The 25,033-nt window shown below is 37.1% G+C and carries 25 protein-coding genes; 6 read left to right on the top strand and 19 right to left on the bottom strand.

The features are described from left to right. Positions 1–4 precede the first annotated feature (4 nt). From rplI to QM450_RS02405, 5 genes are all read right to left on the bottom strand, one after another. A complete protein-coding gene (gene rplI, locus QM450_RS02425) occupies positions 5–457 on the bottom strand; it encodes a 50S ribosomal protein L9 (protein ID WP_000864205.1) in 453 nt (150 codons plus the stop codon). Next, complete coding sequence (locus QM450_RS02420) at positions 454–2,427, bottom strand: DHH family phosphoesterase (protein ID WP_075231028.1); 1,974 nt, start codon at positions 2,425–2,427, stop codon at positions 454–456. Before QM450_RS02420 ends, rplI begins: the two co-directional genes overlap by 4 nt. Positions 2,428–2,575: 148 nt before the next feature. Further along, positions 2,576–3,118, bottom strand: a complete 543-nt coding sequence (gene hpf / locus QM450_RS02415; RefSeq protein ID WP_045762429.1) for a ribosome hibernation-promoting factor, HPF/YfiA family — start codon at positions 3,116–3,118, stop codon at positions 2,576–2,578. Between the two features lie 79 nt (positions 3,119–3,197). Further along, a complete protein-coding gene (locus QM450_RS02410; RefSeq protein WP_075231030.1) occupies positions 3,198–3,860 on the bottom strand; it encodes a ComF family protein in 663 nt (220 codons plus the stop codon). Next, the gene (locus QM450_RS02405; protein ID WP_414319552.1) at positions 3,857–5,155 is read right to left on the bottom strand and encodes a DEAD/DEAH box helicase; all 1,299 of its coding nucleotides are present in this window, start codon (positions 5,153–5,155) and stop codon (positions 3,857–3,859) included. Before QM450_RS02405 ends, QM450_RS02410 begins: the two co-directional genes overlap by 4 nt. A gap of 55 nt (positions 5,156–5,210) precedes the next feature. On the opposite strand from QM450_RS02405, the gene QM450_RS02400 reads away from it, so the two are divergent. The 3 genes from QM450_RS02400 (at position 5,211) to cysK (ending at position 7,329) form a co-directional block, all read left to right on the top strand. Next, positions 5,211–5,846 (top strand): YigZ family protein, encoded by a 636-nt coding sequence (locus tag QM450_RS02400; RefSeq protein WP_049526161.1) that lies wholly within the window; start codon positions 5,211–5,213, stop codon positions 5,844–5,846. A 16-nt stretch (positions 5,847–5,862) separates the two neighbouring features. Further along, complete coding sequence (locus QM450_RS02395) at positions 5,863–6,306, top strand: PH domain-containing protein (RefSeq protein WP_075231032.1); 444 nt, start codon at positions 5,863–5,865, stop codon at positions 6,304–6,306. A gap of 96 nt (positions 6,307–6,402) precedes the next feature. Beyond that, positions 6,403–7,329, top strand: a complete 927-nt coding sequence (cysK, locus tag QM450_RS02390) for a cysteine synthase A (protein WP_414319551.1) — start codon at positions 6,403–6,405, stop codon at positions 7,327–7,329. A gap of 229 nt (positions 7,330–7,558) precedes the next feature. Here the strand turns inward: cysK and tsf are convergent, their stop codons facing one another. The 12 genes from tsf to yfmF all read right to left on the bottom strand — a co-directional run bounded on the left by tsf (position 7,559) and on the right by yfmF (position 18,853). Further along, positions 7,559–8,599, bottom strand: coding sequence for a translation elongation factor Ts (gene tsf, locus QM450_RS02385; protein WP_000808094.1), 1,041 nt, complete (start codon positions 8,597–8,599; stop codon positions 7,559–7,561). A 78-nt stretch (positions 8,600–8,677) separates the two neighbouring features. Beyond that, the gene (gene rpsB, locus QM450_RS02380) at positions 8,678–9,460 is read right to left on the bottom strand and encodes a 30S ribosomal protein S2 (protein ID WP_000268462.1); all 783 of its coding nucleotides are present in this window, start codon (positions 9,458–9,460) and stop codon (positions 8,678–8,680) included. Between the two features lie 373 nt (positions 9,461–9,833). Then, positions 9,834–11,039 (bottom strand): peptidoglycan hydrolase PcsB, encoded by a 1,206-nt coding sequence (gene pcsB / locus QM450_RS02375; protein ID WP_414319550.1) that lies wholly within the window; start codon positions 11,037–11,039, stop codon positions 9,834–9,836. Between the two features lie 91 nt (positions 11,040–11,130). Further along, on the bottom strand, positions 11,131–11,625 hold the full coding sequence (gene mreD, locus QM450_RS02370; protein WP_414319549.1) for a rod shape-determining protein MreD: 495 nt from the start codon (positions 11,623–11,625) through the stop codon (positions 11,131–11,133). Further along, a complete protein-coding gene (mreC, locus tag QM450_RS02365) occupies positions 11,622–12,443 on the bottom strand; it encodes a rod shape-determining protein MreC (RefSeq protein ID WP_414319548.1) in 822 nt (273 codons plus the stop codon). Before mreC ends, mreD begins: the two co-directional genes overlap by 4 nt. 21 nt (positions 12,444–12,464) lie before the next feature. Further along, positions 12,465–13,259, bottom strand: coding sequence for an energy-coupling factor transporter transmembrane component T family protein (locus tag QM450_RS02360; RefSeq protein ID WP_049526146.1), 795 nt, complete (start codon positions 13,257–13,259; stop codon positions 12,465–12,467). After that, entirely contained in the window at positions 13,252–14,091 is an 840-nt protein-coding gene (locus QM450_RS02355) for an energy-coupling factor transporter ATPase (RefSeq protein WP_371608100.1), read from the bottom strand. The genes QM450_RS02360 and QM450_RS02355 overlap by 8 nt, the downstream gene beginning before the upstream one ends. Then, the gene (locus QM450_RS02350; protein ID WP_414319547.1) at positions 14,076–14,906 is read right to left on the bottom strand and encodes an energy-coupling factor ABC transporter ATP-binding protein; all 831 of its coding nucleotides are present in this window, start codon (positions 14,904–14,906) and stop codon (positions 14,076–14,078) included. The genes QM450_RS02355 and QM450_RS02350 overlap by 16 nt, the downstream gene beginning before the upstream one ends. A 2-nt stretch (positions 14,907–14,908) precedes the next feature. Next, entirely contained in the window at positions 14,909–15,448 is a 540-nt protein-coding gene (gene pgsA, locus QM450_RS02345; protein WP_414319546.1) for a CDP-diacylglycerol--glycerol-3-phosphate 3-phosphatidyltransferase, read from the bottom strand. Positions 15,449–15,460: 12 nt separating this feature from the next. Continuing rightward, on the bottom strand, positions 15,461–16,285 hold the full coding sequence (gene rodZ / locus QM450_RS02340; RefSeq protein WP_414319545.1) for a cytoskeleton protein RodZ: 825 nt from the start codon (positions 16,283–16,285) through the stop codon (positions 15,461–15,463). A 37-nt stretch (positions 16,286–16,322) separates the two neighbouring features. Next, positions 16,323–17,606 (bottom strand): EF-P 5-aminopentanol modification-associated protein YfmH, encoded by a 1,284-nt coding sequence (gene yfmH, locus QM450_RS02335; RefSeq protein WP_414319544.1) that lies wholly within the window; start codon positions 17,604–17,606, stop codon positions 16,323–16,325. Then, positions 17,603–18,853 (bottom strand): EF-P 5-aminopentanol modification-associated protein YfmF, encoded by a 1,251-nt coding sequence (gene yfmF, locus QM450_RS02330; protein WP_414319543.1) that lies wholly within the window; start codon positions 18,851–18,853, stop codon positions 17,603–17,605. The genes yfmH and yfmF overlap by 4 nt, the downstream gene beginning before the upstream one ends. 161 nt (positions 18,854–19,014) lie before the next feature. Between yfmF and yaaA the strand changes: the two genes are divergently transcribed. Both yaaA and recF read left to right on the top strand, forming a co-directional pair. Beyond that, positions 19,015–19,383, top strand: a complete 369-nt coding sequence (gene yaaA / locus QM450_RS02325; protein WP_373095363.1) for a S4 domain-containing protein YaaA — start codon at positions 19,015–19,017, stop codon at positions 19,381–19,383. A 2-nt stretch (positions 19,384–19,385) separates the two neighbouring features. Further along, positions 19,386–20,477, top strand: coding sequence for a DNA replication/repair protein RecF (gene recF, locus QM450_RS02320; protein ID WP_414319542.1), 1,092 nt, complete (start codon positions 19,386–19,388; stop codon positions 20,475–20,477). Between the two features lie 55 nt (positions 20,478–20,532). Here the strand turns inward: recF and guaB are convergent, their stop codons facing one another. Continuing rightward, on the bottom strand, positions 20,533–22,011 hold the full coding sequence (guaB, locus tag QM450_RS02315; RefSeq protein WP_045762410.1) for an IMP dehydrogenase: 1,479 nt from the start codon (positions 22,009–22,011) through the stop codon (positions 20,533–20,535). A gap of 162 nt (positions 22,012–22,173) precedes the next feature. Further along, positions 22,174–23,199 carry a tryptophan--tRNA ligase gene (gene trpS, locus QM450_RS02310; protein WP_414319541.1) on the bottom strand — a complete coding sequence of 342 codons (1,026 nt, stop codon included), beginning with the start codon at positions 23,197–23,199 and terminating at the stop codon, positions 22,174–22,176. Positions 23,200–23,405: 206 nt separating this feature from the next. On the opposite strand from trpS, the gene QM450_RS02305 reads away from it, so the two are divergent. Continuing rightward, positions 23,406–25,028, top strand: a complete 1,623-nt coding sequence (locus QM450_RS02305) for an ATP-binding cassette domain-containing protein (protein WP_414319540.1) — start codon at positions 23,406–23,408, stop codon at positions 25,026–25,028. Positions 25,029–25,033: the final 5 nt, after the last annotated feature.

Raw genomic sequence — 25,033 nt, 5'->3', positions numbered from 1 at the left:
TAAATTAAGCTTCCTTGACACGAAGATTGATTACACTTGTTACATCTTGATAAATCTTAACCGGAACATCAATCAAACCAACTGCTCGAATTGGTGATTGAACTTGAATATGGCGTTTATCAATTTTAATACCAAATTGTTTTTGTAATTCTTCTGCAATTTTCTTGTTGGTAATAGATCCAAAAGTTCGTCCATCTGGACCAACTTTTTCAACAAATTCAACGATTGTTTCTTCTGCTTCCAGTTTTTCTTTAATTTCCTTCGCTTCTGCAAGCATCTCTGCATGTGCTTTTTCTTCTGATTTTTGCTTACCACGCAACTCACCAATGGCTTGAGCTGTAGCTTCCTTAGCAAGGTTTTTCTTAATTAAAAAGTTTTGTGCATATCCAGTTGGTACTTCTTTAATTTCACCTTTTTTCCCTTTACCTTTAACATCTGCTAAAAAGATTACTTTCATTCTTCTGACTCCTTTTCTTTTGTTTCATTAAAAATAACTGTTTTCAGTTTATCTCCTGCTTCTTGCAGGCTCATATCTGTCAAACGTGCCGCAGCTAAGTTAAAGTGACCACCGCCACCTAACTCTTCCATAATTCGTTGGACATTGATCTTACTTCTGCTTCGCGCAGAAATGGAGATTGCTCCTTGACTATTCTTAGCAAGTACAAAGCTGGCCTCTATACCAGACATGGCAAGCATAGCATCAGCAGCCTTACTAATAACAACCGTATCGTACTCTTTATCCTCCAAAGCTTGAGCAACCAGGATTGATGGCTGTACCATTTGCCCTTGTAAAATTAATTCATTTACCAATCGATATTCTTCAAAATCAGTGGCTGAAATTTCCTGAATGACAATGCTATCACTCCCTCTAGTTCTGAGATAACTTGCAACATCAAAAGTTCGACTAGTTACCCGAGAGGTGAAATTTTTAGTATCCAACATCATCCCTCCCATAAGAACACTAGCCTGAATACGACTCAAACGTTTCTTCTTAGAGTTTTGAAATTGAATCAACTCAGTTACAAGTTCACTAGCACTACTAGCTCCACTCTCGATATAGGTAATGACCGAATTATCTGGAAAATCTTGGTCACGACGATGATGGTCAATGACAATCGTCTGGGTAAATAAGTCATAAAACTCTTTGGATAAGGTTAAAGCTGTCTTAGAATGGTCAACCATCACCAGTAAGGAGCGTTTGGTAACCATTGTCATCGCTTGATTTAAAGGAAGAAGTTTTGAAACACCCTCATCTTCCAAATAATTGACCGCTCGAGCGATATCTGGAGACATCTGTGTAGGATCATAAATCACATAACTATCTTCTAGTACATTACTCGAAAACAACTGCATTCCAACTGCTGAACCAAGAGCATCCATGTCAAGATTCTTGTGACCAACAACAAAAACTCGATCGACACTTTTAAGTTTATCTGAGATAGCTGTCATCATAGCACGAGTTCGTGTCCGAGTACGTTTAACAGATGCTGCTGAACCGCCTCCAAAGTAGATTGGATTTTTGGTTTCATCATTCTCTTTTACAACTACTTGGTCACCACCACGAACTTCCGCTAAGTTGAGATTGAGGAGAGCAACCTTCCCAATCTGGTCATGATTCCCATCACCATAGGAAACTCCTATACTCATCGTTAGTGGCAAATTTCGTTGCTTAGCTTCCTCACGAAAGATATCAATCACAGAAAATTTATCCTGCATCAAGTGATCAAGTACGGTATAGTCCGTAAATAAATAGAAGCGATCCATGCTCACTCTACGAGAAAACATGGCATGTTTCCCAGCAAATTCTGAAACAAAATTTGCAACAAAGCTATTAATATGACTAATGTCTGATTCAGACGTTTCATTTTCCAAATCATCATAGTTATCAACTGAGATAATTCCAATTACAGGACGACTTGTTACCAATTCAGCAGTCGCCTCATACTCACCAGAAACATCAAAAAAGTATAAGACACCCGAATTTCTATCCAAATGCACTGCATAACGTTTCTCCCCAACAATGGCATAAGCCCCTGGGGAAGAAATCGAACTCTTTAAAATCTTTTGAAATTGAGGAAAATCAATTTCTCCATCCTCGGTTGTCAAAATTAACTCCGCATAGGGATTGAACCATTCAATCTCACTGCTGTTCATATTTAATTTAACAACCCCGACAGGCATTTGCTCCAACAGAGCACTCAAACTATCCGTAGCCTGATGATTGACATACTGGATTTGCTCGATATCTGTTTTTTTGTAATATTTTTTCTGGAAATTAAATAGCAAAACATAGAATACAATAAATAAAAATAGACTTGCTATAGTGATAAGATTATCCTTTACTAACACAATCAAAATGGTCATAATCGTAAAGGTTACCATAGCAATCAGATACATAAAAAAGGGATTTATTTCATTTTTTTTCATTACAAACCTCTTGCGCATTATTATACCATAAATGTAGCCAAAAAGCGACTTTTAAAGAGGGAACCCTATATTCAGATAATAGTAAATCATCCAAACTAAAAAGTGGTTTACACTAGTGTAAACCACCTTTACAAACTAATTATTAAGATTATTTAACTTCTAGAAGACCGATATCTCCATCTTCACGACGATAGATAACATTTGTTGTTTCATCTTCAACATCTACATAGATAAAGAAGTCATGTCCCAATAAATCCATCTGTAAGATAGCTTCTTCCAAATCCATTGGTTTCAAATCAATTTGTTTTGAACGAACAACTTTTGGTTGTGCTACATCTAAGTCCTCAACTAAAGCATCTGTAAAGAGTTGACTTGTTGATACTTTATTTCTGTTCTTACGTTCAATTTTAGTTTTGTTTTTACGAATCTGACGTTCAATTTTATCTGTCACCAAATCAATAGAACCGTACATATCTTGAGAAATATCTTCTGCACGAAGAGTAATAGATCCAAGCGGAATGGTTACTTCAACTTTAGCAGTCTTTTCACGGTAAACTTTCAAGTTAACACGCGCATCCAATTCTTGGTCTGCTTGGAAGTATTTTTCGATCTTTTCGAGTTTAGAAACTACATAATCACGAATTGCTTCTGTTACTTCTAGGTTTTCACCACGGATACTATATTTAATCATATAAGTACCTTCTTTCTAAACATATTTGTTTTTCTAATTATATTATAACGCTTTCATATTTTTTTTGCAAACTTTTTCCTCATCTTGCGAGGGAAAAAGTTTTAATATTCTGACAACCAGCTGCTAAAAGCATACTTTTAAGACGATTCAAGGTAGTTCCAGTTGTATAAATATCATCAAAGAGTAAGATCTTTTCTGGAAGCTTCACGCCATCTTTCAACAAAAAGGGAAATTCTGCAAGTAAGCGATCCGATCGATTTTTTGAAGAACTAGCCTCCACTTCTTTTTTAACCAAAATATCCAGATATGCTAACCCAGTATCCTTTATCAAATCCTCTACTTGATTAAAGCCTCTGCTTTTTAAACGCTGGTCACTCAGAGGAACAATCACAATCTGATAGTCCTTATACTTCTTTAACTCTTTTTGCAATATCTCAGAAAATACCTTTCTAAGAAGATAATCACCATCAAATTTATAGCGACTAAAATACTCTTTCATAGCCTGATTATAGGAATAAAGAGCTCTATGATCAACCTTTACACCTTTTTTACACCAAAATTGACAATCTTGACAAATAGTTGACAAACCTTTTTTAAAACAACTCGGACAATGATTACCACCAATGCTCTCGAAAGACGAAATACAGGATTCACAGACTAGTTCCTCCTCCTTTTTAAAACAGAGCAGGTTAGTAAAGGTTATCTCTGTTTGCAAGTTTTTACCACACAATAAACACTTCATACTCCTGCCTCCTGATTCATTTGTTTAATCTCCTTTATGGCTCTATTAATGGACAGATTGAGTCCGTCATGGAAAAATATCAGTTCTCCAGTAGGACGATCCATGCTTCTTCCAACTCGTCCACCAATTTGTATTAAACTTGACTTGGTAAAGAGTTGATGATTGGCTTCCACCACAAAAACATCTATACGAGGGAAGGTAACTCCACGCTCTAATATAGTTGTGCTTATTAACATCGTTAACTCTCCATCTCGAAAGGCCTGTACCTGCTCTAATCTGTCTTCTGTGATTGAAGATACAAATCCTATTTTCTCATTCGGAAACTTCGCCTGCAAAATTTCTTTTAGCTTTTCTCCCTTTTTTATTTCAGATGCAAAGATTAGTAAAGGATAGGCTGTCTTTCTCTGTTTCTCGATGTAAAGTTTTAATTTTGGAGGTAAACCATTTTTTTCTATATATTTATTAAAATTTGATAACCAGATTGGCTTGGGAACAATGAGAGGATTTCCATGAAAACGACGAGGTAAACTGAGACGCTTTAACTCCCCTTGTTTAACTTTTCTATCTAACTCATCTGTTGACGTTGCTGTTAAAAATATACTCAATCCATTTTCCTTTACACAATTGTTGACAGCATGGTAAAGCACTGGATTATCAACATAAGGAAAGGCATCCACTTCATCCACAATCAATAAATCAAAAGCTTGATAAAATTTTAATAGTTGGTGAGTGGTTGCTACAACTAAAGGTGTACGAAAATAGGGATCCGACTCCCCATGTAGTAGCGCAATCTCACATGCAAAATCATTTTGTAGTCGTTTATGTAGCTCTAAGCAAACATCAATTCGTGGACTGGCCAGACAAACAGCTCCACCTTGATCAATCACCTTGGCGACAACTTGGTAGATCATCTCTGTCTTACCAGCTCCTGTCACTGCATGTACCAAGGTAGCCTCCTTCTTATCTACCGCCTGAAGGAGTCCTTGTGATACCCGCTCCTGAAATGGAGTCAGTTGACCTGACCATTTGAGTACATCTTGTTTGGGAAAACATTCTTGCGGAAAGTAATAGAGTTTTTGATCACTTCTTATTCGCTTCATAATCAAGCATTCTCGACAATAAAAAGCACCAATAGGCAAATGCCATTCTTCTTCTATCTGACTACCACAACGCTGACAAGATAGTTGCCCCTTTTCTTTTTTCATGGATGGAATTTGTTTTGCTTGTTGTCTCTCCTCATGACTTAATTCTTGCTCGGTAAAAAGGCGACCGAGATAATTTGGATTTACTTTCATATTTCTTTATTCGTAAAATGTAGAACTTTACGCTATTTTTTAGTACAATAAAAATATGGAATACAGAACTATAAAAGAGGACGGACAAGTCCAAGAAGAAATCAAAAAATCACGCTTTATCTGTCATGCCAAACGTGTCTATAGTGAGGAAGAGGCTCGTGATTTTATCACAACTATTAAAAAAGAACACTATAAAGCTACCCACAACTGCTCTGCTTTTATTGTCGGTGAGCGTAGTGAAATCAAGCGAACTAGTGATGATGGAGAACCTAGTGGGACTGCTGGCGTTCCTATGCTAGGAGTTCTGGAGAATCACAACCTTACTAATGTCTGTGTGGTAGTTACTCGTTATTTTGGTGGTATCAAACTAGGAGCTGGTGGTTTGATTCGCGCTTATGCTGGTAGTGTTGCCCTAGCAGTTAAGGAAATTGGCATTATTGAAATCAAAGAGCAAGCAGGGATACAGATTCACATGACCTATGCCCAGTATCAAGAATATGGGAATTTTCTTAAAGAGCATAATCTCATAGAATTAGAGACAAACTTTACAGATCAAGTTGACACGATGATTTTCATTGATAAAGAAAAGAAAGACGGTATCAAGGCTGATCTCATTGAATTTTTCAATGGAAAAGTTACTCTAACTGACAAAGGTTTACGTGAAGTTGAAGTACCTGTAAACCTATCATAAAGAAAGGAAATATCATATGGCTTTTGGAAGATTAATTCAGGGACTGGCTGGAAACTTCAGTGAGCAAAGTAAAGAAGCTCTTACCAAAGAATTTGAACAGTATTTATTGGACAAGGAGGAAATTCAAAGCGGATATAAACTCATTCGTGATTCAATTATCTTTACTAATATCCGTATCATCTTTACAGATAAACAAGGGGCAACTGGACGAAAGATGTCTATCAAATCAATTTTCCTCATGAACATCGTCAATGTTGAGATGGAAACTGCTGGACTTGGGATTGATGATAGCGAGATTACGATTACTTATTTAGAAAATGCCTTTTTAAAATCTCACAATGAGCATTTTAATTCTCACAAATTTGAATTTCCAAAGAAAACTGATATTGTACCTCTTTACACCTATTTATTTGACTTAGCTTATCATAATCGTTTGAATATGAATGGTTTGAATCACTGATATAAAAAAATCCTATCACTCCGATAGGATTTCTATATTTTACAAAAGTTAAAGTTAGCGTTATACTAGTAGCATCTTATATAAAGAGGTGCTAATATGGCAATTTATAACAATATCACAGAACTCATCGGTAGAACACCGATTATTAAATTGAATAACATTGTACCAGAAGGTGCAGCAGATGTTTATGTAAAACTTGAAGCTTTTAACCCAGGATCGTCCGTTAAGGACCGTATCGCCCTAAGTATGATTGAAAAAGCAGAACAAGAAGGTAAACTTAAACCAGGTTCTACTATTGTGGAAGCAACAAGTGGAAATACTGGTATCGGACTTTCATGGGTTGGTGCTGCTAAAGGCTATAAAGTTGTTATCGTTATGCCTGAAACCATGAGTGTTGAACGTCGTAAAATTATCCAAGCTTATGGAGCTGAACTAGTCCTCACTCCTGGTAGCGAAGGAATGAAAGGTGCGATTGCAAAAGCGCAAGAAATTGCTGCTGAGCGTGATGGTTTCCTACCATTACAGTTTATTAACCAAGCTAACCCAGAGGTTCACGAAAGAACAACAGGAGCTGAAATTCTAGCTGATTTCGGAGCTGATGGTTTAGACGCCTTTGTTGCTGGTGTTGGTACTGGAGGAACTATTTCTGGTGTTTCTCATGCTCTTAAAACTGCTAACTCAAACATTCAAGTTTTTGCTGTTGAGGCAGACGAGTCAGCTATCTTGTCTGGTGAAAAGCCAGGTCCTCACAAAATTCAAGGTATCTCTGCTGGATTCATTCCAGATACACTTGATACAAAAGCTTACGATGGTATCGTTCGTGTAACATCAGATAATGCTCTTACACTTGGCCGTGAAATCGGTGGAAAAGAAGGATTCTTAGTCGGTATTTCTTCTGCAGCAGCTATCTATGCAGCAATTGAAGTCGCTAAAAAACTTGGAGCAGGTAAAAAAGTCCTTGCGCTTGCACCAGATAACGGAGAACGTTACCTATCTACAGCACTCTATGAATTCGAAGTGTAGTCTCCTAAATACACTAAGCCCTTGTATGGGGCTTTTTGTTTACCTTTTAATACTCAATGAAAATCAAAGAGCAAACTAGGAAGCTAGCCGCAGGCTGTACTTGAATACGGCAAGGAGAAGCTGACGTTGTTTGAATTTGATTTTCGAAGAGTATAAAATAAAAAAAGGATTCCTATGAGTCCTCCTCCAACAAAAGAAAAGGAAGCAAATTAGCTTCCTTACTTTTTTATTAGTTATTCAAGGCTGCTGCCATTGTAGCTGCAACTTCTGCTTCAAAGTCGTTTGCAGCTTTTTCGATACCTTCACCAACTTCAAAGCGAGCGAACTCAACTACTGAAGCGTTAACTGATTCAAGGTAAGCTTCAACTGTCTTGCTGTCATCCATGATGTAAACTTGTGCAAGAAGTGTGTATGCTTGGTCAACTTTAGTGTTGTCAAGCAAGAAACGATCCATTTTACCTGGGATGATTTTATCCCAGATTTTTTCTGGTTTGCCTTCTGCAGCCAACTCAGCTTTAATATCAGCTTCAGCTTGAGCAATCACTTCATCAGTCAATTGAGCTTTTGATCCATATTTCAAGTGTGGAAGAGCTGGTTTACCAACCATAGCACGGCTTTCATTATCTTGGTCGATAACGTGGTTCAATTGTGCCAACTCATCTTTAACAAATTGCTCATCCAATTCTTTGTATGAAAGAACTGTTGGTTTCATAGCAGCGATGTGCATTGAAATTTGTTTAGCAAGTGCTTCGTCTCCACCTTCGATTACAGAGATAACACCGATACGTCCACCGTTGTGTTGGTATGCTCCGAAGTGTTGTGCATCTGTTTTTTCAATCAAAGCAAAGCGACGGAATGAGATTTTTTCTCCGATAGTTGCTGTTGCAGACACATAAGCTGCTTCAAGAGTTTCACCTGAAGGCATTGTCAAAGCAAGAGCTTCTTCGTTGTTAGCTGGTTTTCCTTCAGCGATCGCTTTAGCTGTTGCGTTTACCAACTCAACAAATTGAGCGTTTTTCGCAACGAAGTCAGTTTCAGCATTTACTTCAACAACTGCTGCAACGTTACCGTCAACATAAACACCAGTCAAACCTTCTGCAGCAACACGGTCAGCTTTCTTAGCTGCTTTTGCCATACCTTTTTCGCGAAGCAATTCGATCGCTTTTTCGATATCGCCTTCAACTTCAACCAATGCTTTTTTAGCGTCCATAACACCAGCACCAGATTTTTCACGCAACTCTTTAACAAGTTTAGCTGTAATTTCTGCCATTTTGATTCTCCTATATTTTTTAAAAATAGGAGAGCCGGGCTAAGCCCCGCCCTCCTAGGTAATTACTATTTATATGAATTAAGCGTTGTCGCCTTCTACAACTTCAACGATTTCTTCGATTGAGTCTGCTTGAGCTTCTGAAGCTGCAAATTCTGCTTCAACTGCTGCAACAGCATCTTCACCTTGGCGACCTTCGATGATAGCGTCTGCCAATTTAGCTGTAATCAACTTAACTGCGCGGATAGCGTCATCGTTAGCTGGGATGATTACATCGATATCGTCTGGATCTGTGTTTGTGTCAACCATCGCTACAACTGGGATTCCCAATTTTTTAGCTTCTTTAACAGCGATTTGCTCTTTATGTGGGTCAACTACGTACATTACATCTGGAATACGAGGCATATCTTCGATACCACCCAAGAATTTTTCAAGACGTGCACGTTGTTTGTTAAGAAGTGCAACTTCTTTCTTAGGAAGAACTTCAAAAGTTCCATCTTCTTCCATACGTTTGATTTCTTTCAAACGAGCGATACGTTTTTGGATTGTTCCCCAGTTAGTAAGAGTTCCACCCAACCAACGGTGGTTGATGAAGTATTGACCTGAACGTACTGCTTCTTCAGCAACTGCATCAGCTGCTTGTTTCTTAGTACCAACAAACAATACAACTGCATCATTAGCTGCAGCATCACGCATGAAGTCGTATGCTTGGTCAGCGTATTTTACAGTTTGTTGCAAGTCGATAACGTGGATTCCGTTACGCTCAGTGAAGATGTACTTAGCCATCTTAGGGTTCCAGCGACGAGTTTGGTGACCAAAGTGTACACCAGCCTCAAGAAGTTGTTTCATTGAAATTACTGCCATGAGTATTTCTCCTTTTTGTTTTTTTCCTCTTCTTGATTTCAGCTTGCAAAACGACCCGAAGGCAACAGCTTCACAATTCATCAAGAATGAGTATTATCGTTTACACGACAATTTACATTATATCATAGTTAAGCTTTTTTTTCAAGTAATTTTGCTAGTTTTTCAATGAAAACTCAAACGTCTCACACTAACTTCTACCATAGTGGAACTGACTCTGACACGGAATTCCACTGTTTTTTGCAATTTTTATCAGATTAACTTCCACTCGTACTAGAGGTGGAACTTAGTTTGGGTATTTAGCGAAAACTCAAACTTGGGATTTCACCATCTTATAAATAAGAAAAGAGACTCAAATTGAGTCTCAATTTTTTCATTAGTTTGGATAGATGTAAGTAACATAACCTTCAGAAGTTGTAGTTGGGTTGAACCATCCACGTTTGTTACCAATTGTACGATCTCCACCGTAGTTAGATTCAGATACCTGAATACTTGATGATGATGAAACAGCTGTAACAACCGCTACATGTCCATATCCTCCATCATTCCAACATGCAATCGCACCAACTTGTGGTTGAGAACCAGTACGGAATCCTGCTGCAGCTGCACTTGTTGCCCACTGCGCTCCGTTACCCCAGTAATCTCCAGCCCAAGGTGCCAATGTTTTAGCTCCCCAGGTACATTCACCAGTTGGATAACTTGAAGCATTTGTACTATATGTTGGACGTGATGTTGTACGAGTAGCTACAGGTGTGTAGCTTGAATCATCATCTGATGATGAAGAACTTGAAGTTGCTTGCACTTGTGCAGCAAAGCTTGTATTTGCTGATGCTGCAACTGATTGTTGTTGACTTGCTTGTCTAGCTTTATAAGCTGCTTCTGCCTCTGCTGCTGCTTTAGCTTCTGCCTCTGCTGCTGCTTTTTGCTCCAACAAGCTAGCTTTTTCATTTTCTGCTGTAGCTTTTTCAGCTGCAAGATTTAACTCAGCTACTTTCAATTCTGCTTGTTTTGTTGTCAAAGCTTGAGCGTCGTCAGCAAGTGTTTGTTGGTTCGCAATGACTGTATTGATTGCTTCGTTGTTTGCAACTTGTTTTTCAGAGATAGCTTTCTTATCTTCTTTTTGTTGCTGCAACATTTTATTGTTTGCTGATACGATTTCACTCATAGCTGCTACACGAGAAATAGCTTCTGTGATTGAGTCAGAGTTGATAATCGTATTGATGTAGCTTGTAGCAGTTCCGTTTGTTTGTGCACTACGAGCTTGGTTTTCAAGTGATGTATTACGAGCTACAATATTTTTTGAAAGCTCTGCGATTTCACCTTCAAGTTTTTTAGATTCTTCTTGAAGTTTTTCGTTTTCAGATTGTAATTTTTCTTGCTCTGATTGAATAGCTGAAACTTTAGTTTGAATTTCGTCTACTTGTTTTTGAGCTTCTTTCTGTTGAGCTGTCAAGTTACTAATTTTACTATCTTGAGCAGCAATCTTTTCATCTGTTGTATTTGCTTTAACACTTGAAAGAACAGCTCCTTGTGAGACCAATACTGTACTTAACAAAAGTGATGCTAGGATTTTTTTCTTCATAAGTGTGAATACTCCTTCTTTTAAGACAATACTAGTATATCAAAAAAAGGCCTAATAAATATTACGCCTTTATTACAGTTTTGTTTCTTTCTTATAGATATATTTTTTCAAAAATAAACTGGAAAACTAACATCCAGAGACAGTTTAATATCATTGACGGAACTAGACCATAAACGATAAAGACTGTTATACTTTCAGCAGTTAATCCAATCATTTGCGCTAGAAGAAAACTACCAAATTCAAAAGAGAAAGTCATCATTAAAATAGCTAATAGTCTAGTCCATCTATTTGATAAAATGATCGCATTATTTTTATAAATAATTGCGCCAATTATAACGAAAAGTAGACTAGCAATCCCTACTAAATGGAAAAAATAAATATCGTATATAAGACCAATAAATAAGCAATAAACTAAAAATAGATACTCCGATACTTCAATAGTTTCAAACAACAAGAAGATGAAGATAAAGTGGCTCACAATTTGAAAATGTGGAAAAAAACTATTTACAAATTGTCCTAAATGACTATCTATTAAGATTATTAAGGGCAAGAGCAAAAACATTCCTATCTGCTTCAACAGTCTCATGATGGATTCCCCACTAACTCTACGACTTTGGTATTCATTGAATCAGACTGAAGTTTGACTAACACCTCTCTTGTCAGATAGTCATTGCTATGCGTCACAGATTCGACCTCACCTACTGGAATGTCAGTAGCATTAAAATTACCAAGACCACCAGTTACTACCTTGTCTCCTTGACTGATATCACTACTACTATTTAACTGACTTATTTTAAGCAAGTCTTTTTCTTTGTCGTACCCAATGATAATGCCATATATACTAGTGGAACCATGCTGGATTTTAACGGAGATTTTCTCCGTATTTTCCGCATTGGTTAATAAGTTGACCACAGTAGAGTTATCTTCAATCTTTCCCACGCTTCCAATCAGTCCCCCACCAGCAATCACAAGCATATTGCTTGTCACGCCTTGTTGAGAACCTGCATCAATTGTCAACTCTTGTTTCCAGGTTGCAGGAGTTCTCATGATGACGTCAGAAGCAATTAACTTGGTTGCACTCAATTTTGACTTCATATCCAATAACTGACGTAGTTGCTCATTTTCTTCCTTCAAACTGTCTGCTTCATTTGTTTCCTTCTTCATCTGATAGAGTTCTTTTTTGAGAGTTTCATTCTCGTTATAGGTTCTGGTCAAACGACCTAAATCAGATTTTACGGAAGAAAGCCATTGAAAAGGCTTTTGCACTATTCTATCGACTAATGAAATGCCATCTCCAGCTTTTGTTACAACTGCACTTGATTGTGTTGTCACTAAAAAAACGGATACTACTAATACAACGACAAATAGAACAATGATATATTTTGATTTTTTAAAACGGTTCATACCTCTACCTTATATTACATTCTAAGATTTTAGCAAAAATAGAATTGCACCCAATACACAAACAAATAATAGCGCTATACTGTCTCTGTTCATCCAATTTAACTGTCGATACTGACTGCGTCCATTCCCACCTTGATACCCCCTAGCTTCCATGGCTGTAGCAAGAGAATCCGCTCTTTTCAAACTGGTAGCGAACAAAGGAATCAAAATAGGAATCATAGCCTTAACCTTTTGAATTACATTTCCTTCTCCAAAATCAACACCACGAGCCTTTTGAGCATTCATAATTCGAATCGTATCATCCATCAAGGTTGGTACAAATCGCAAACTCATAGACAACATGAGCCCAATCTCATGAACTGGAACTTTAAATCTTTTTAAAGGTCCGAGCAAGGATTCAACCGCTGTTGCCAAGCTCAATGGCATGGTTGTCAAAGTAAGCAAGGTTGAGAAAAAGATAATCAACACAAAACGACAAAAAATAATTCCTGCCTGCTCAATACCATAGCTTGTGATTTTTATAAATCCCATCTCGAACAAGACTTGACCACCAGAGATAAAGAACAGTTGAAAAAGGGTTGTAAAAGCAATCAGAAAAAACATAGATCGCAAACCTTTTATAAAAAAAGATAAGGGAACTTCTGATAAAACGACAAATATGCCTGTTGCAATGAAGAGTATGAGATTTGTAATTGGATTATTGGCCCAAAAAGCGATGATGATCAATAAAATCATTGCTACTAACTTACTACGAGGATCTAGACGATGAATAATCGAATTTCCTGGTATGTATCGACCTAAAATCATATTATCCATTGATAAACTCCTTAAACTCCTCTATCGTTATCGGCAATTGTTCGAAAGAAATTCCTCTGTCAACTAGCCTTTGAGCAAATCGTGTGATTTTAGGAACACCCAATTGGATTTTTTCCATAAATTCGACATTTTGAAAGACAAGACTTGGCTTCCCACCCTTAACTAGTTTCCCTTTTTCCATCACATAAACTTGGTCAGCAAATTCGGCCACATCATCCATAAGGTGGGTTACTAAAACAATTGTTATGCCATCTTGATGAAGCTTTTTAAACAAGGCCATCAACTCTTTTCGACCAATTGGATCCAAACCAGCTGTTGGTTCGTCTAAGACCAAAATGCTAGGCTCCATCGCCAAAATTCCAGCAATAGCAACCCTTCTCATCTGGCCACCTGAAAGTTCAAATGGACTTCGTTCAAAGAGTGATTCATCGATTCCTACTAAAGCTAGTTTTTCACGCGCAATAGCTTCTGCCTCTTCTACAGAAACTCCAAAATTTTGAGGGCCAAAAGCCACATCTTTTAAGACAGTCTCCTCAAAAATTTGATTCTCTGCAAACTGAAATACCAACCCAACTTGTTTACGAATTTGACGAATTTGCTTATTGACGGATGTTGATGTAATCAATGTATCAAAGACACGAACACTTCCCTCTGTAGGAACCAACAAACCATTCAAGAGTTGTAGAATTGTAGATTTCCCACTTCCTGTATGCCCAATAATGGCAGTATAAGAGCCATCCTCTATTGACAAACTGACGTCGGACAAGGCAGCTGAAGCAAAGGGTGTTCCTTCCTGATACGTATAACTAACATTGTCTAGAATAATTCCCATAAAGCCTCCTCCTCGAGCTCCTCCTCGGTCAGGTAGTGCTCTGGTAATTTCAAGCCACTATCACTCAGTGATTGTTTTAATTGGTTGACAAAAGGTTGATCTAAGCCAATTTGATCTAAATCTGATCTAGAAAATAACTCTCTAGGAGTGCTAGTTGACTCGACTTCTCCTTTTTTCATCACCAAAACTCTGTCACTCATGGACACCTCATCCAAATCATGCGTAATGGAGATGACTGTCATCTGATGGTCTTTGCGAATCTTCTGGACTATCTTAATCAATTCTAATCGTCCCTCAGGGTCCAACATACTTGTAGCCTCATCCAAGATTAAAATATCTGGTCGCAGAGCAACAACACCTGCAATAGCTACTCTCTGTTTCTGACCTCCTGACAAGCGAGCTGGTTCCTTTTTAGCAAATTCAGCCATCCCAACTAATGATAAAGCTTCAGAAACGCGTTTCTTCATCTCTTCAAGTGGGATTCCTTGATTTTCCAGTCCAAAAGCAACATCATCTTCCACAGTTGCTCCTACAAATTGGTTATCAGGATTTTGAAAGACCATGCCAATCTTACGTCTTTTTTCCCAGACATTTTCTGGAGTTAGGCAGTCACCGTCTATCCAAATCTCTCCAGATTCAGCCTCGAGCAAACCATCAATCAAGCGAACTGTCGTTGATTTACCACTACCATTATGACCAACGATTGACAACCATTCTCCACGTTTCACGTGAAACGAAATGTTATGAACATCATAATGTTCTTGATCTGCCTGATATCGAAAAGACAGGTCTTTTATCTCAATAATCGATTCCATATCTAACGAAAGGTTCCTTTAAACAAATATGCGCTTCCCTTGAAATAATCATAACCAGAATAAACTGTGAAGAACAAGGCAATATAAAGAGTTATCTGACCAAGCACATTCCAGTGAAGTAGTAAAAATATTATCGCAAACATCTGACTAAATGTCTTGATTTTTCCAGGCATGGCAGCAGCTAGAACGGTACCTCCTGTTTCAACTAAAAGCAAGCGCAAACCAGTGACTGCAAGTTCACGGCAGATAATAACTGCTACCACCCAAGCTGGTGCCATATTTAGACCAACTAGCATAATAAAGGCTGACATAACTAACAACTTATCTGCCATTGGATCTGCAAACTTACCGAAATTACTAACCACTTGCCATTTTCTAGCTAAATATCCATCCAAATAATCCGTGATACTAGCAATAGCAAAAATAACTGCTGCCGTTGTATGTAATACTGGAGACGGTCCAAATGATAGAAGAAGAACAAAAATGGGAATAAATAAAATTCTACCAAGCGTAAGCACATTAGGAATATTCTCTTTTTTCATGTTATCCTTCCTTTAGTTTGAACTTAATGTTAGAGTAATCCAACCAGTTTGACCAGTTAATTTTGAAGTGTCAATTTCCTTATTATCAATTTTCACCGATACTCCTTTAACAACACCCAATGTTATGGTTACTGGAGATCCTTTAGAGATGGTTGTTTTGGCTGTTTTATTATTAGGTTCAAGAGTCACTCCTCCTGCTAAATCAGTATCCGAAACACTAATCCAGCTTGTTGTATCTGTTACAGATAAGTGAAGATCCGCAGAATCTTTAGATGTCTTATATTCCACTGATAAAGTATCTCCCTGACCTGAAACAGTCAAAGTAGTTATCTCACTCGAACTTGATGAACTAGTAGCTTGACTACTACTTGATGCTACACTACTAGAGCTACTTGTTGAACTCACAACACTATAGGTTGCTGCAGAAGACGCAGTTGGTTGGGTTTGAATATAATTCCACACATAGTAGGTTACAAAAATTAAAATTGATAAAGAAAAAAGAACAAAGTAAAATAGCGGGAGAAATGAATTTTTCTTGCGATTAGATCGTCTACGTCCTGAAAGTTCAATCTCATCTACATCAACTTCTTCATAAGTAATCATACTACCTGAATCATAGGCATCTAGAACAATATGTTCATCTAATTCAACTGCCCAAGCATACTTTCTCAAAAATGAACGAGCATAAAAAGTACTCGGTAGTTTGTCAAAATCATCTGACTCCATTGCCTCCAACAAATCCAGCTGAATATCTGTCTTTCTATGCAATTCCTCTAAGCTCAGTCCTTGGTTAATTCTTGCAAGACGTAAGACCTCACCAATTGTTTTTTTTCTCATACTTAACATTCCTTCTTTCTAGTGTATTTTCTAGCGATTATATCGGGAAAATTGTACAATCAACCATATCGCTATTATTTATCAAATCATGTCCAGCCTCTAGAACATCTTCTAAAGTAATTTCCTGCAAAAGTTTAGGAAGGTCAAACAGGGTAGAACCTGTATCGGTTGGATGATACTGAGTAGCAATATATTCTAAGGAATCCATACTATGAAGAAATTCCCCATACATCTCAGTTTTTACAATATCCAAGTGATCCTCAGTGACATCCTCATCTTTCATAAAATTACGAATAGCTTTACGAAATTGATGAGAAAGTGCCACAGGTTCCTTTGTATCCATTGTTAATATCACAAAATGGAAACGAGGATCAACTTCTATTTCTAGAGACAGGGAAGCATCCAGTTTACCAGACTCATATAATCTTTGAAATCTTTGTGAAGTCCAACCAAACATCATTGTAAACAACAATTTCAATAAAAGATGATAACGATATTGATCTCGATTTCCGATTTCTTTATTCCCTCTAATACCGATCGCTAATTTGGGAGAAGCAACGTCCATCCGTAAACTTTCAGTAGTCTTTACAGGATGTAAAGATATTTGTTCTCTTTTAAACTCATATTTTTTTTCTTGCGGATAAGATTTCTTAGCAAAATAATCTTCAAGCCGTTCAAAATCAAAATTCCCCACTAAAAAGATATTACTATTGACAGGTCTGTAAAACTCTTTAAAGTTCTCTTCTAAATCCTCCAAACAAATAGCATCAATAGAGTTTTCACTACCAACAATATCTGAAGCTAAAGGACTTTCAGGATAGAGATTTGCCAAAGTCTTGAAAAATAGACAAGAATCTGGATCATCCTGATACATCTCTCTTTCCTGTTGAATGATATCCTTTTCGCGCTCCACAGATTCTTCAGTCATATTGAAAGTAGTGACAAGTTCTTCTAGCAAATCTAAACACTCTAGAACATTTTCAGAAGTCGAGAAAAGATAGCTAGTGTTCGTAAAGCTCGTAAAGGCATTACTTTCAGCACCCAACTCTGTAAAAGCTGCCATAACATCTCCAGAATCTTCTCTTTCAAAAAGCTTATGTTCTAAGAAATGAGCGATTCCTTGTGGATATTGTTGTAAGTCCTTATCATCCACTGTAAACCTTGTGTCAACAGAACCGACTTGGACACTTACAACGCCATAAACCTCGTTAAAGTCCTTTTTAGGTAGTAAAGTAACTGTCAAACCATTTTCTAATCTAGTTTGATACAAAGTTTCTTTTACAGCAGGATAATATTTCTTTTGAAAAGTAGGTCTGGTCATTCTGCTCCTTCCATAAAATAAATAGCCTGCAACTTAAAACTGTTTGCTGCTTCACAAATTGCTTCTCTATCAACTTGGTCAAGCTTATCGATTAAAGTTTTTGTGTCAAGATTCGCTTTCCCAAAAAAAGTTGACAGATAATATTTATCGACGATAGAATCTTGATTATCCTGAGCAAGTAGTAAGGATCGACGAATCATTTGTTTGGTCTGATCAATTTCCTTATCTGTAAACTTGCCATTTTTTATGTCAAGCAACTGATGATTCATCAATTTTCTTACTTTGTTTCGATTTTGCCGATCAATTCCAGCAAATAGTCGTAAAAATCCACTAAAGAGATCCAAATGACTTGATACCGTATAGGCCAGTCCTTCTTTTTCTCGCACTTGGGTAAATAATTTCGAATGAGGAAAGACTCCTAAAAGACCATTTACAAGAAGCACTGCCATCTGTTCTTCATCACCATATGCCACTGAACTATGGTAGCCCATCTCTAAAACAGACTGTCCTAATCTCTTTCTAACAATACCTTCTCTAAGAATATTAGAATAGGGTTGCTGATATTGAATGTTTACAACTGATTTACGACCTGTTAAAGGAAATTTATGTAAAAACTCTAAAACTTCAATTTCATTAAAATCGCCTAAGAAGAAAATATCTATTTGGTCTTCTTTTAGCATTTTTTGATAGTTTGAAAAACATGTTTTTGAAGTCTCTTCTGAAATTCTAGAAATCAAATCTTTTGGAACTAGCTGCATTGATTCTTCTTGGAAAAACAATTGATCTAACTCTTTATGTGCAAAGAAGAATGGGTCTTCCAATTCTGATTCTAGCCTTGATAAGATCTGTTTTTTCTCAATGTCAAAAGTATTTTTCTCAAATCCATCCTCATCCGCCAATGGTGTAAACAGAACCTGGTGCAGTAATTCTAAAATTTGAGAAGTTAATACGTTTTTCTTACTTAAAAATTCATCACGCACATAGGTAATATTCAAATCCACAAGATGACTTTGTCCTCTTCGATAGGCGTGCGCTGACAAATCAGTTCCATACAAGGTTGCTAAACGTTTTCTAAACAGTTGAGCAGTTGGATAACTTTGGTTGGCAGTTTCAAGCATACTGGCACTTAACATGCGACTTGAAATTGAATCCAAAGACAATGGAGCTGTGAAACGCACAGTAATTTTATTAGTTTTAAATTTTTTTGATTGGATAAAATGCACTGCAATTCCAGGTACTAACTCCATCTCTTACCTCCTTCTACATAGAGTTCTATTATACCATGAAAAGAGAAAATTTTCTTGTTCTCTTTACCCCTTTTAAAATTAAAATCGCTTTCATTTCTAACGAATTTACCTCTGCCATTTCAAGGTAAAATATGGTATAATACCAAAGATTGAGGTGAACTATGGAATACAAATTATTTGAAGAATTTATCACTCTCCAAGCTCTCTTGAAAGAACTTGGTATTATACACAGTGGCGGAGCTATTAAATCCTTTTTAGCTGAGCATCATGTCTACTTTAATGGTGAATTAGAAAATCGTCGTGGAAAAAAAGTAAGAATCGGAGACTCTATCGACATTCCTGACATGAAAATCCAAATCATTCTGACGCAACCGAGCTTAGAAGAACAGGAAGAATATCTTCAAGAAAAACTTGAGAAAGAACGTGTGGCTAAACTTGTCAAAGAAATGAATAAGACGGTCAAAAAAAAGCCAACAAAAAAGACCCCGAAAGCTAAAACAAAAACTGCACCACGTTTCCCAGGTAGATAAGTATGTGGCTAAAAAACTTATCCATCAAGCAATTTAGAAACTATCAGGATACCGAAATTGAATTTAATCCTAAATTAAATGTATTTGTGGGTCGAAATGCTCAAGGCAAAACTAATCTTCTGGAAAGTATTTACTTTTTAGCTTTAACTAGAAGTCATCGGACAAAGACAGACAAGAATTTAATTCAATTTGAAGAAGAACAGCTTCAAGTTTCTGGAATTCTTCAAAAACGAACGGCTACTATTCCACTTGAGATTGATTTGACTCCAAAAGGTCGAATTACTAAAGTCAATCACTTAAAGCAAGCTCGGCTATCTGACTATATTGGACACATGAATGTTGTTCTATTTGCACCCGAAGATTTACAACTTGTCAAAGGAGCACCTGCTATCCGACGTAAGTTTATAGATATGGAACTAGGACAAATCAAACCCATATACTTGTCAGACTTGTCAAGCTACAATCATGTGCTCAAACAAAGAAATACCTACTTAAAGTCAGCGAATCAGATTGACGAAACATTTTTATCTGTTCTAGATGACCAGCTAGTAGACTACGGTTGTCGAGTAATGGTTCATAGAGAAGAATTTATCAAAAAAATGGAATCTTTTGGTCGTAAAAAACACTTTGATATTTCGGACCAATTAGAAGAGTTGTCAATTTGTTATCAACCATCTGTAAACTTCACTGACAAGGAAAAACTAGCAGAATCTTTTTATGCAGCACTTCAAAAAAGTAGAGCAAGAGATTTATTTAAGAAGAATACTGGAGTTGGTCCTCATCGGGACGATATGATTTTCTTAATCAATGGAATGGACGCAAGCTTTGGAAGTCAAGGACAACATCGTAGCCTTGTTCTTTCTATTAAACTAGCTGAAATCGAATTAATGGAGAGCATTACAAAAGAATCACCTATACTTTTACTTGACGATGTTATGAGTGAACTTGACAATACTCGTCAACTTAAATTATTAGAAACTATATCTCAAAATATTCAAACCTTTATTACAACAACTAGTTTAGAGCATCTTCAAAACTTACCTGATAATCTCAGTATATTTACTGTAAAGAACGGTCAATTAGTTGTAAATTAATATTTACAGATTCGTAAAGATAAAAAATCTCCTGTTAAACAGGAGATTTTTTTGATTACATTGAGTAGTTTGGTGCTTCATTTGTGATTTGCACATCGTGTGGATGGCTTTCTTTTAGACCAGCACCTGACATTTCGATAAATTGAGCATTGTCATGCAATTCTTTAAGATTAGCTGCACCACAGTAACCCATACCAGAGCGAATACCTCCAATCATTTGGAAGACGATATCAGCTGCAGCTCCTTTATAAGCAACACGACCCTCAATTCCTTCTGGAACGAGTTTGTTTGCTTCATTGACAGAACCTTGGAAGTAACGGTCGCTTGAACCTTTCTTCATTGCAGCGATTGAACCCATACCACGGTATGTCTTGAACTTACGTCCTTGGAAGATTTCAGTTTCACCTGGAGCTTCATCTGTTCCTGCAAACATTGATCCAAGCATTACTGCATTTCCACCAGCAGCAAGTGCTTTAACAATATCTCCAGAATACTTGATTCCACCATCAGCAATGATTGTTTTGCCATATTCACGTGCAACTGCTGCTGCATCATAGATAGCTGTAACTTGTGGAACTCCTACACCTGCGATAACACGAGTTGTACAGATTGAACCTGGTCCAATACCAACTTTAACAACGTCAACTCCTGCATCATAAAGAGCACGTGCTCCTTCAGCAGTAGCGATGTTCCCAGCAATCAGTGTACGGTCTGGGAAGTGCGCACGGATTTCAGCGATTTTACGGAGAACCCCTGCAGAGTGTCCGTGTGCTGTATCGATGACAATGGCATCCGCACCTGCTTCAAAGAGGGCTTCAGCACGTTCAAATGTATCAGAAGTGACACCTACCGCACCTGCAACTAGAAGACGACCAAACTCATCTTTAGCTGCATTTGGAAACTCAATCACTTTTTCAATATCTTTAATCGTGATCAAGCCAGAAAGACGACCTTCTTCATCAACCAAAGGAAGTTTTTCAATACGGTGTTCTTGAAGAATGCTCTCAGCTGTTTCAAGATCTGTTCCAACAGGAGCAGTAACAAGATTCTCACTGGTCATATGATTTGAGATTGGTTGATTGTAATCTGAAATAAAACGAAGGTCTCGATTTGTTAAAATACCAACCAATTTACGATTTTCAAGAGTTTCAACCACTGGAACACCACTGATACGGTAACGTCCCATGAGTTCATCTGCTTCTGCAATTGTATGCTCTGGAGTCAAGAAGAATGGATCAATGATAACACCATTTTCAGAACGTTTTACCTTACGAACTTCATCTGCCTGCTGTTCAATAGACATATTTTTATGGATAACACCAAGACCACCTGCACGCGCAATAGCAATCGCCATTTGGCTCTCTGTTACAGTGTCCATCGCAGCGGTAATAATTGGGATATTTAAAGTCAAATTATCTGCCAATTTTGTAGTTAAATCCGCATCATTAGGCAACACATGACTCTCTGCTGGAATAAGCAATACATCATCAAAGGTAAAACCTTTTTTCAAAAATTTAGTGTCCCAATTAGACATTGAAGTTTCCTCTTTTCTTTCTTTTTGAGCTTGACGCTTTTTGTATTGTATCTATCATACCATTCTATGAAAATTTGTCAATTATATTGATAATAGATAATGTAAAAAAACTATCCCTTTAATTTTAAAGAAGAGATAGTTTTAGAGTTCATATTTTATCTATTAATGAAAGTAATTTAGGCCCATTGCTGATTTTACTTCTGATAGTGTTTGACCAGCAACTTCTCGAGCTTTTTCACTACCTTTTTGAAGCATATTATAGACTTCACCCATGTCCTTAGCATATTCTAGGCGACGTTCACGGATTGGACCAAGTTCACGTTCTAGGATTTCCAGTAGATACCGTTTAGTCTTAACATCACCTAAACCTCCACGTTGATAATGCTCTTTCATGTCAACAATTTCTTGAGCATCTTCAGGACGTCCAAAAACATCTAAATAATGGAAGACCATATTTCCTTCAATCTTACCTGGATCCTCGACACGAATGTGATTTGGATCTGTATACATACTCATTACTTTCTTACGCAAAGTATCTGCATCATCTGACAAGTAGATACCATTATTAAGCGATTTAGACATTTTGGCATTTCCATCAAGACCAGGTAAGCGACCTGCTCCTTCATTTTCAGGATAAATTCCTTCCGGTTCTACTAAAACATCACAATTATAGGCATGGTTGAATGAACGTACAATCTCACGCGTTTGTTCAATCATCGGTTTTTGGTCTGTACCTACAGGAACATAGTTAGCCTTAAAAGCTGTGATATCTGCTGCTTGAGCAATTGGATAAACTAAAAATCCAGTTGGAATACTTTCTCCAAATCCTTTCTGAGCAATTTCTGTCTTTACAGTAGGATTACGCTCCAGACGAGCCAAAGACACTAGATTCATGTAATACATAGACAACTCTGCCAATTCTGGAATTTGACTTTGAATGAAAATCGTTGATTTATTAGGATCTAATCCCACTGCAAGATAGTCCAAAGCAACATTCCCAATAGACTCTACAATTGTTTGTGGATCTTTTGCATGGTCAGTTAAGGCTTGCTGGTCAGCTAAAAAAACGAACATGTCATATTTATCTTCTTGCTGTAATAAGACACGATTTTTTAAGCTACCTACATAGTGTCCGATATGTAATTTCCCCGTTGGACGATCTCCTGTTAAAATAATGGGTTTATTCATCTTATTCTCCTTTGATATGGTCCTTTCAATTATAGCATTTTTTTGATAAAAAGACAGGTAATTTTTTTTATCAAATAATTACGATTTCAACTCCTTAACTGTAAACTATCTGTAAACATTCTTTACAAATAATTGACAGATAAAAATTTGAATATTTGCTGATTTTCTAGTAGAATTAGAGTATTACATATAATAGGAGAAAAAAATTGCTAACAGTATCTGATGTTTCACTAAGTTTTAGTGATCGCAAACTTTTTGATGAGGTCAACATCAAATTTACAGAAGGAAACACATATGGTTTAATTGGTGCTAACGGTGCAGGTAAATCAACATTTTTAAAAATCTTAGCTGGTGATATCGAACCTACAACTGGTCATGTTTCTCTTGGACCTGATGAACGTCTTTCTGTGCTTCGTCAAAATCACTTTGACTACGAGGATGAACGTGTTATTGATGTTGTTATCATGGGTAATGAAAAACTATACAATATCATGAAAGAAAAAGATGCTATCTATATGAAGGCAGACTTTACTGATGAAGATGGAGTTCGTGCAGCTGAGCTTGAAGGTGAATTTGCTGAACTAGGTGGTTGGGAAGCTGAAAGTGAAGCTTCACAACTCTTGCAAAACTTGAATATCCCTGAAGATCTTCATTATCAAAATATGAGCGAACTTGCAAATGGGGACAAAGTGAAAGTACTCCTTGCTAAAGCTCTATTTGGTAAACCAGATGTACTTCTTCTAGACGAGCCGACCAACGGTTTGGATATCCAATCTATTACTTGGTTAGAAGATTTCTTGATTGATTTTGATAACACCGTTATTGTTGTGTCCCATGACCGTCACTTCTTAAATAAAGTATGTACTCACATGGCCGACCTTGACTTTGGAAAAATCAAACTCTATGTCGGAAACTACGACTTCTGGAAAGAATCTTCTGAGCTTGCTGCTAAATTGCTAGCAGACCGTAATGCTAAAGCAGAAGAAAAAATTAAGCAATTACAAGAATTCGTTGCTCGTTTCTCTGCTAATGCTTCTAAATCAAGACAAGCAACATCACGTAAGAAAATGCTTGATAAGATTGAACTTGAAGAAATTGTGCCATCTAGTCGTAAATATCCATTTATCAACTTTAAAGCTGAACGTGAAATCGGAAACGATCTCTTGACAGTAGAAAATCTATCTGTCAAGATTGATGGCGAAACTATTCTTGACAACATCAGCTTTATCTTGCGTCCAGGTGACAAGACAGCTCTAATCGGTCAAAACGACATTCAAACAACTGCATTGATTCGTGCTATTATGGGTGATATTGACTATGAAGGAACTGTCAAGTGGGGAGTTACAACTAGTCGCTCTTACTTGCCAAAAGACAATTCAGCTGATTTTGCTGGGGGTGAATCTATCCTTGACTGGCTCCGTCAATTTGCAAGTAAAGAAGAAGATGACAATACCTTCTTGCGTGGTTTCCTTGGCCGTATGCTCTTCTCTGGAGATGAGGTTAACAAACCTGTAAACGTCTTGTCAGGAGGAGAAAAGGTGCGCGTGATGCTATCGAAACTCATGCTTTTGAAATCAAATGTTCTAGTACTTGACGATCCTACTAATCACTTAGATTTGGAATCTATTTCAAGTTTGAACGATGGATTGAAAAACTTCAAAGAATCAATCATCTTCGCCAGTCATGACCATGAATTCATTCAAACATTGGCTAACCACATTATTGTCCTATCTAAAAACGGTGTGATCGACCGTATCGATGAAACCTATGATGAATTCTTAGAAAATGCTGAAGTACAAGCAAAAGTCAAAGAACTTTGGAAAGACTAAATACT

It is taken from the genome of Streptococcus infantis, from assembly GCF_047464615.1.
Lineage (GTDB): Bacteria > Bacillota > Bacilli > Lactobacillales > Streptococcaceae > Streptococcus > Streptococcus infantis_Y.
Note: the sequence above shows the minus strand (reverse complement) of the source record. Positions and strands in the feature narration are given on the sequence as shown.

Excerpts from the sequence above, each read along its gene's own strand:
- QM450_RS02395 (WP_075231032.1), top strand. The coding sequence starts at position 5,863 with ATGGCTTTTGGAAGATTAATTCAGGGACTGGCTGGAAACTTCAGTGAG.
- yfmF (WP_414319543.1), bottom strand. The coding sequence starts at position 18,853 with ATGGAGTTAGTACCTGGAATTGCAGTGCATTTTATCCAATCAAAAAAA.
- guaB (WP_045762410.1), bottom strand. The coding sequence starts at position 22,011 with ATGTCTAATTGGGACACTAAATTTTTGAAAAAAGGTTTTACCTTTGAT.
- QM450_RS02405 (WP_414319552.1), bottom strand. The coding sequence starts at position 5,155 with ATGAAAGTAAATCCAAATTATCTCGGTCGCCTTTTTACCGAGCAAGAA.
- pcsB (WP_414319550.1), bottom strand. The coding sequence starts at position 11,039 with ATGAAGAAAAAAATCCTAGCATCACTTTTGTTAAGTACAGTATTGGTC.
- mreC (WP_414319548.1), bottom strand. The coding sequence starts at position 12,443 with ATGAACCGTTTTAAAAAATCAAAATATATCATTGTTCTATTTGTCGTT.
- tsf (WP_000808094.1), bottom strand. The coding sequence starts at position 8,599 with ATGGCAGAAATTACAGCTAAACTTGTTAAAGAGTTGCGTGAAAAATCT.
- recF (WP_414319542.1), top strand. The coding sequence starts at position 19,386 with ATGTGGCTAAAAAACTTATCCATCAAGCAATTTAGAAACTATCAGGAT.
- QM450_RS02360 (WP_049526146.1), bottom strand. The coding sequence starts at position 13,259 with ATGGATAATATGATTTTAGGTCGATACATACCAGGAAATTCGATTATT.
- QM450_RS02410 (WP_075231030.1), bottom strand. The coding sequence starts at position 3,860 with ATGAAGTGTTTATTGTGTGGTAAAAACTTGCAAACAGAGATAACCTTT.
- mreD (WP_414319549.1), bottom strand. The coding sequence starts at position 11,625 with ATGAGACTGTTGAAGCAGATAGGAATGTTTTTGCTCTTGCCCTTAATA.
- trpS (WP_414319541.1), bottom strand. The coding sequence starts at position 23,199 with ATGAATAAACCCATTATTTTAACAGGAGATCGTCCAACGGGGAAATTA.
- QM450_RS02350 (WP_414319547.1), bottom strand. The coding sequence starts at position 14,906 with ATGGAATCGATTATTGAGATAAAAGACCTGTCTTTTCGATATCAGGCA.
- pgsA (WP_414319546.1), bottom strand. The coding sequence starts at position 15,448 with ATGAAAAAAGAGAATATTCCTAATGTGCTTACGCTTGGTAGAATTTTA.
- cysK (WP_414319551.1), top strand. The coding sequence starts at position 6,403 with ATGGCAATTTATAACAATATCACAGAACTCATCGGTAGAACACCGATT.
- rodZ (WP_414319545.1), bottom strand. The coding sequence starts at position 16,285 with ATGAGAAAAAAAACAATTGGTGAGGTCTTACGTCTTGCAAGAATTAAC.
- rpsB (WP_000268462.1), bottom strand. The coding sequence starts at position 9,460 with ATGGCAGTAATTTCAATGAAACAACTTCTTGAGGCTGGTGTACACTTT.
- QM450_RS02420 (WP_075231028.1), bottom strand. The coding sequence starts at position 2,427 with ATGAAAAAAAATGAAATAAATCCCTTTTTTATGTATCTGATTGCTATG.
- hpf (WP_045762429.1), bottom strand. The coding sequence starts at position 3,118 with ATGATTAAATATAGTATCCGTGGTGAAAACCTAGAAGTAACAGAAGCA.
- rplI (WP_000864205.1), bottom strand. The coding sequence starts at position 457 with ATGAAAGTAATCTTTTTAGCAGATGTTAAAGGTAAAGGGAAAAAAGGT.
- QM450_RS02400 (WP_049526161.1), top strand. The coding sequence starts at position 5,211 with ATGGAATACAGAACTATAAAAGAGGACGGACAAGTCCAAGAAGAAATC.
- QM450_RS02355 (WP_371608100.1), bottom strand. The coding sequence starts at position 14,091 with ATGGGAATTATTCTAGACAATGTTAGTTATACGTATCAGGAAGGAACA.
- yaaA (WP_373095363.1), top strand. The coding sequence starts at position 19,015 with ATGGAATACAAATTATTTGAAGAATTTATCACTCTCCAAGCTCTCTTG.
- yfmH (WP_414319544.1), bottom strand. The coding sequence starts at position 17,606 with ATGACCAGACCTACTTTTCAAAAGAAATATTATCCTGCTGTAAAAGAA.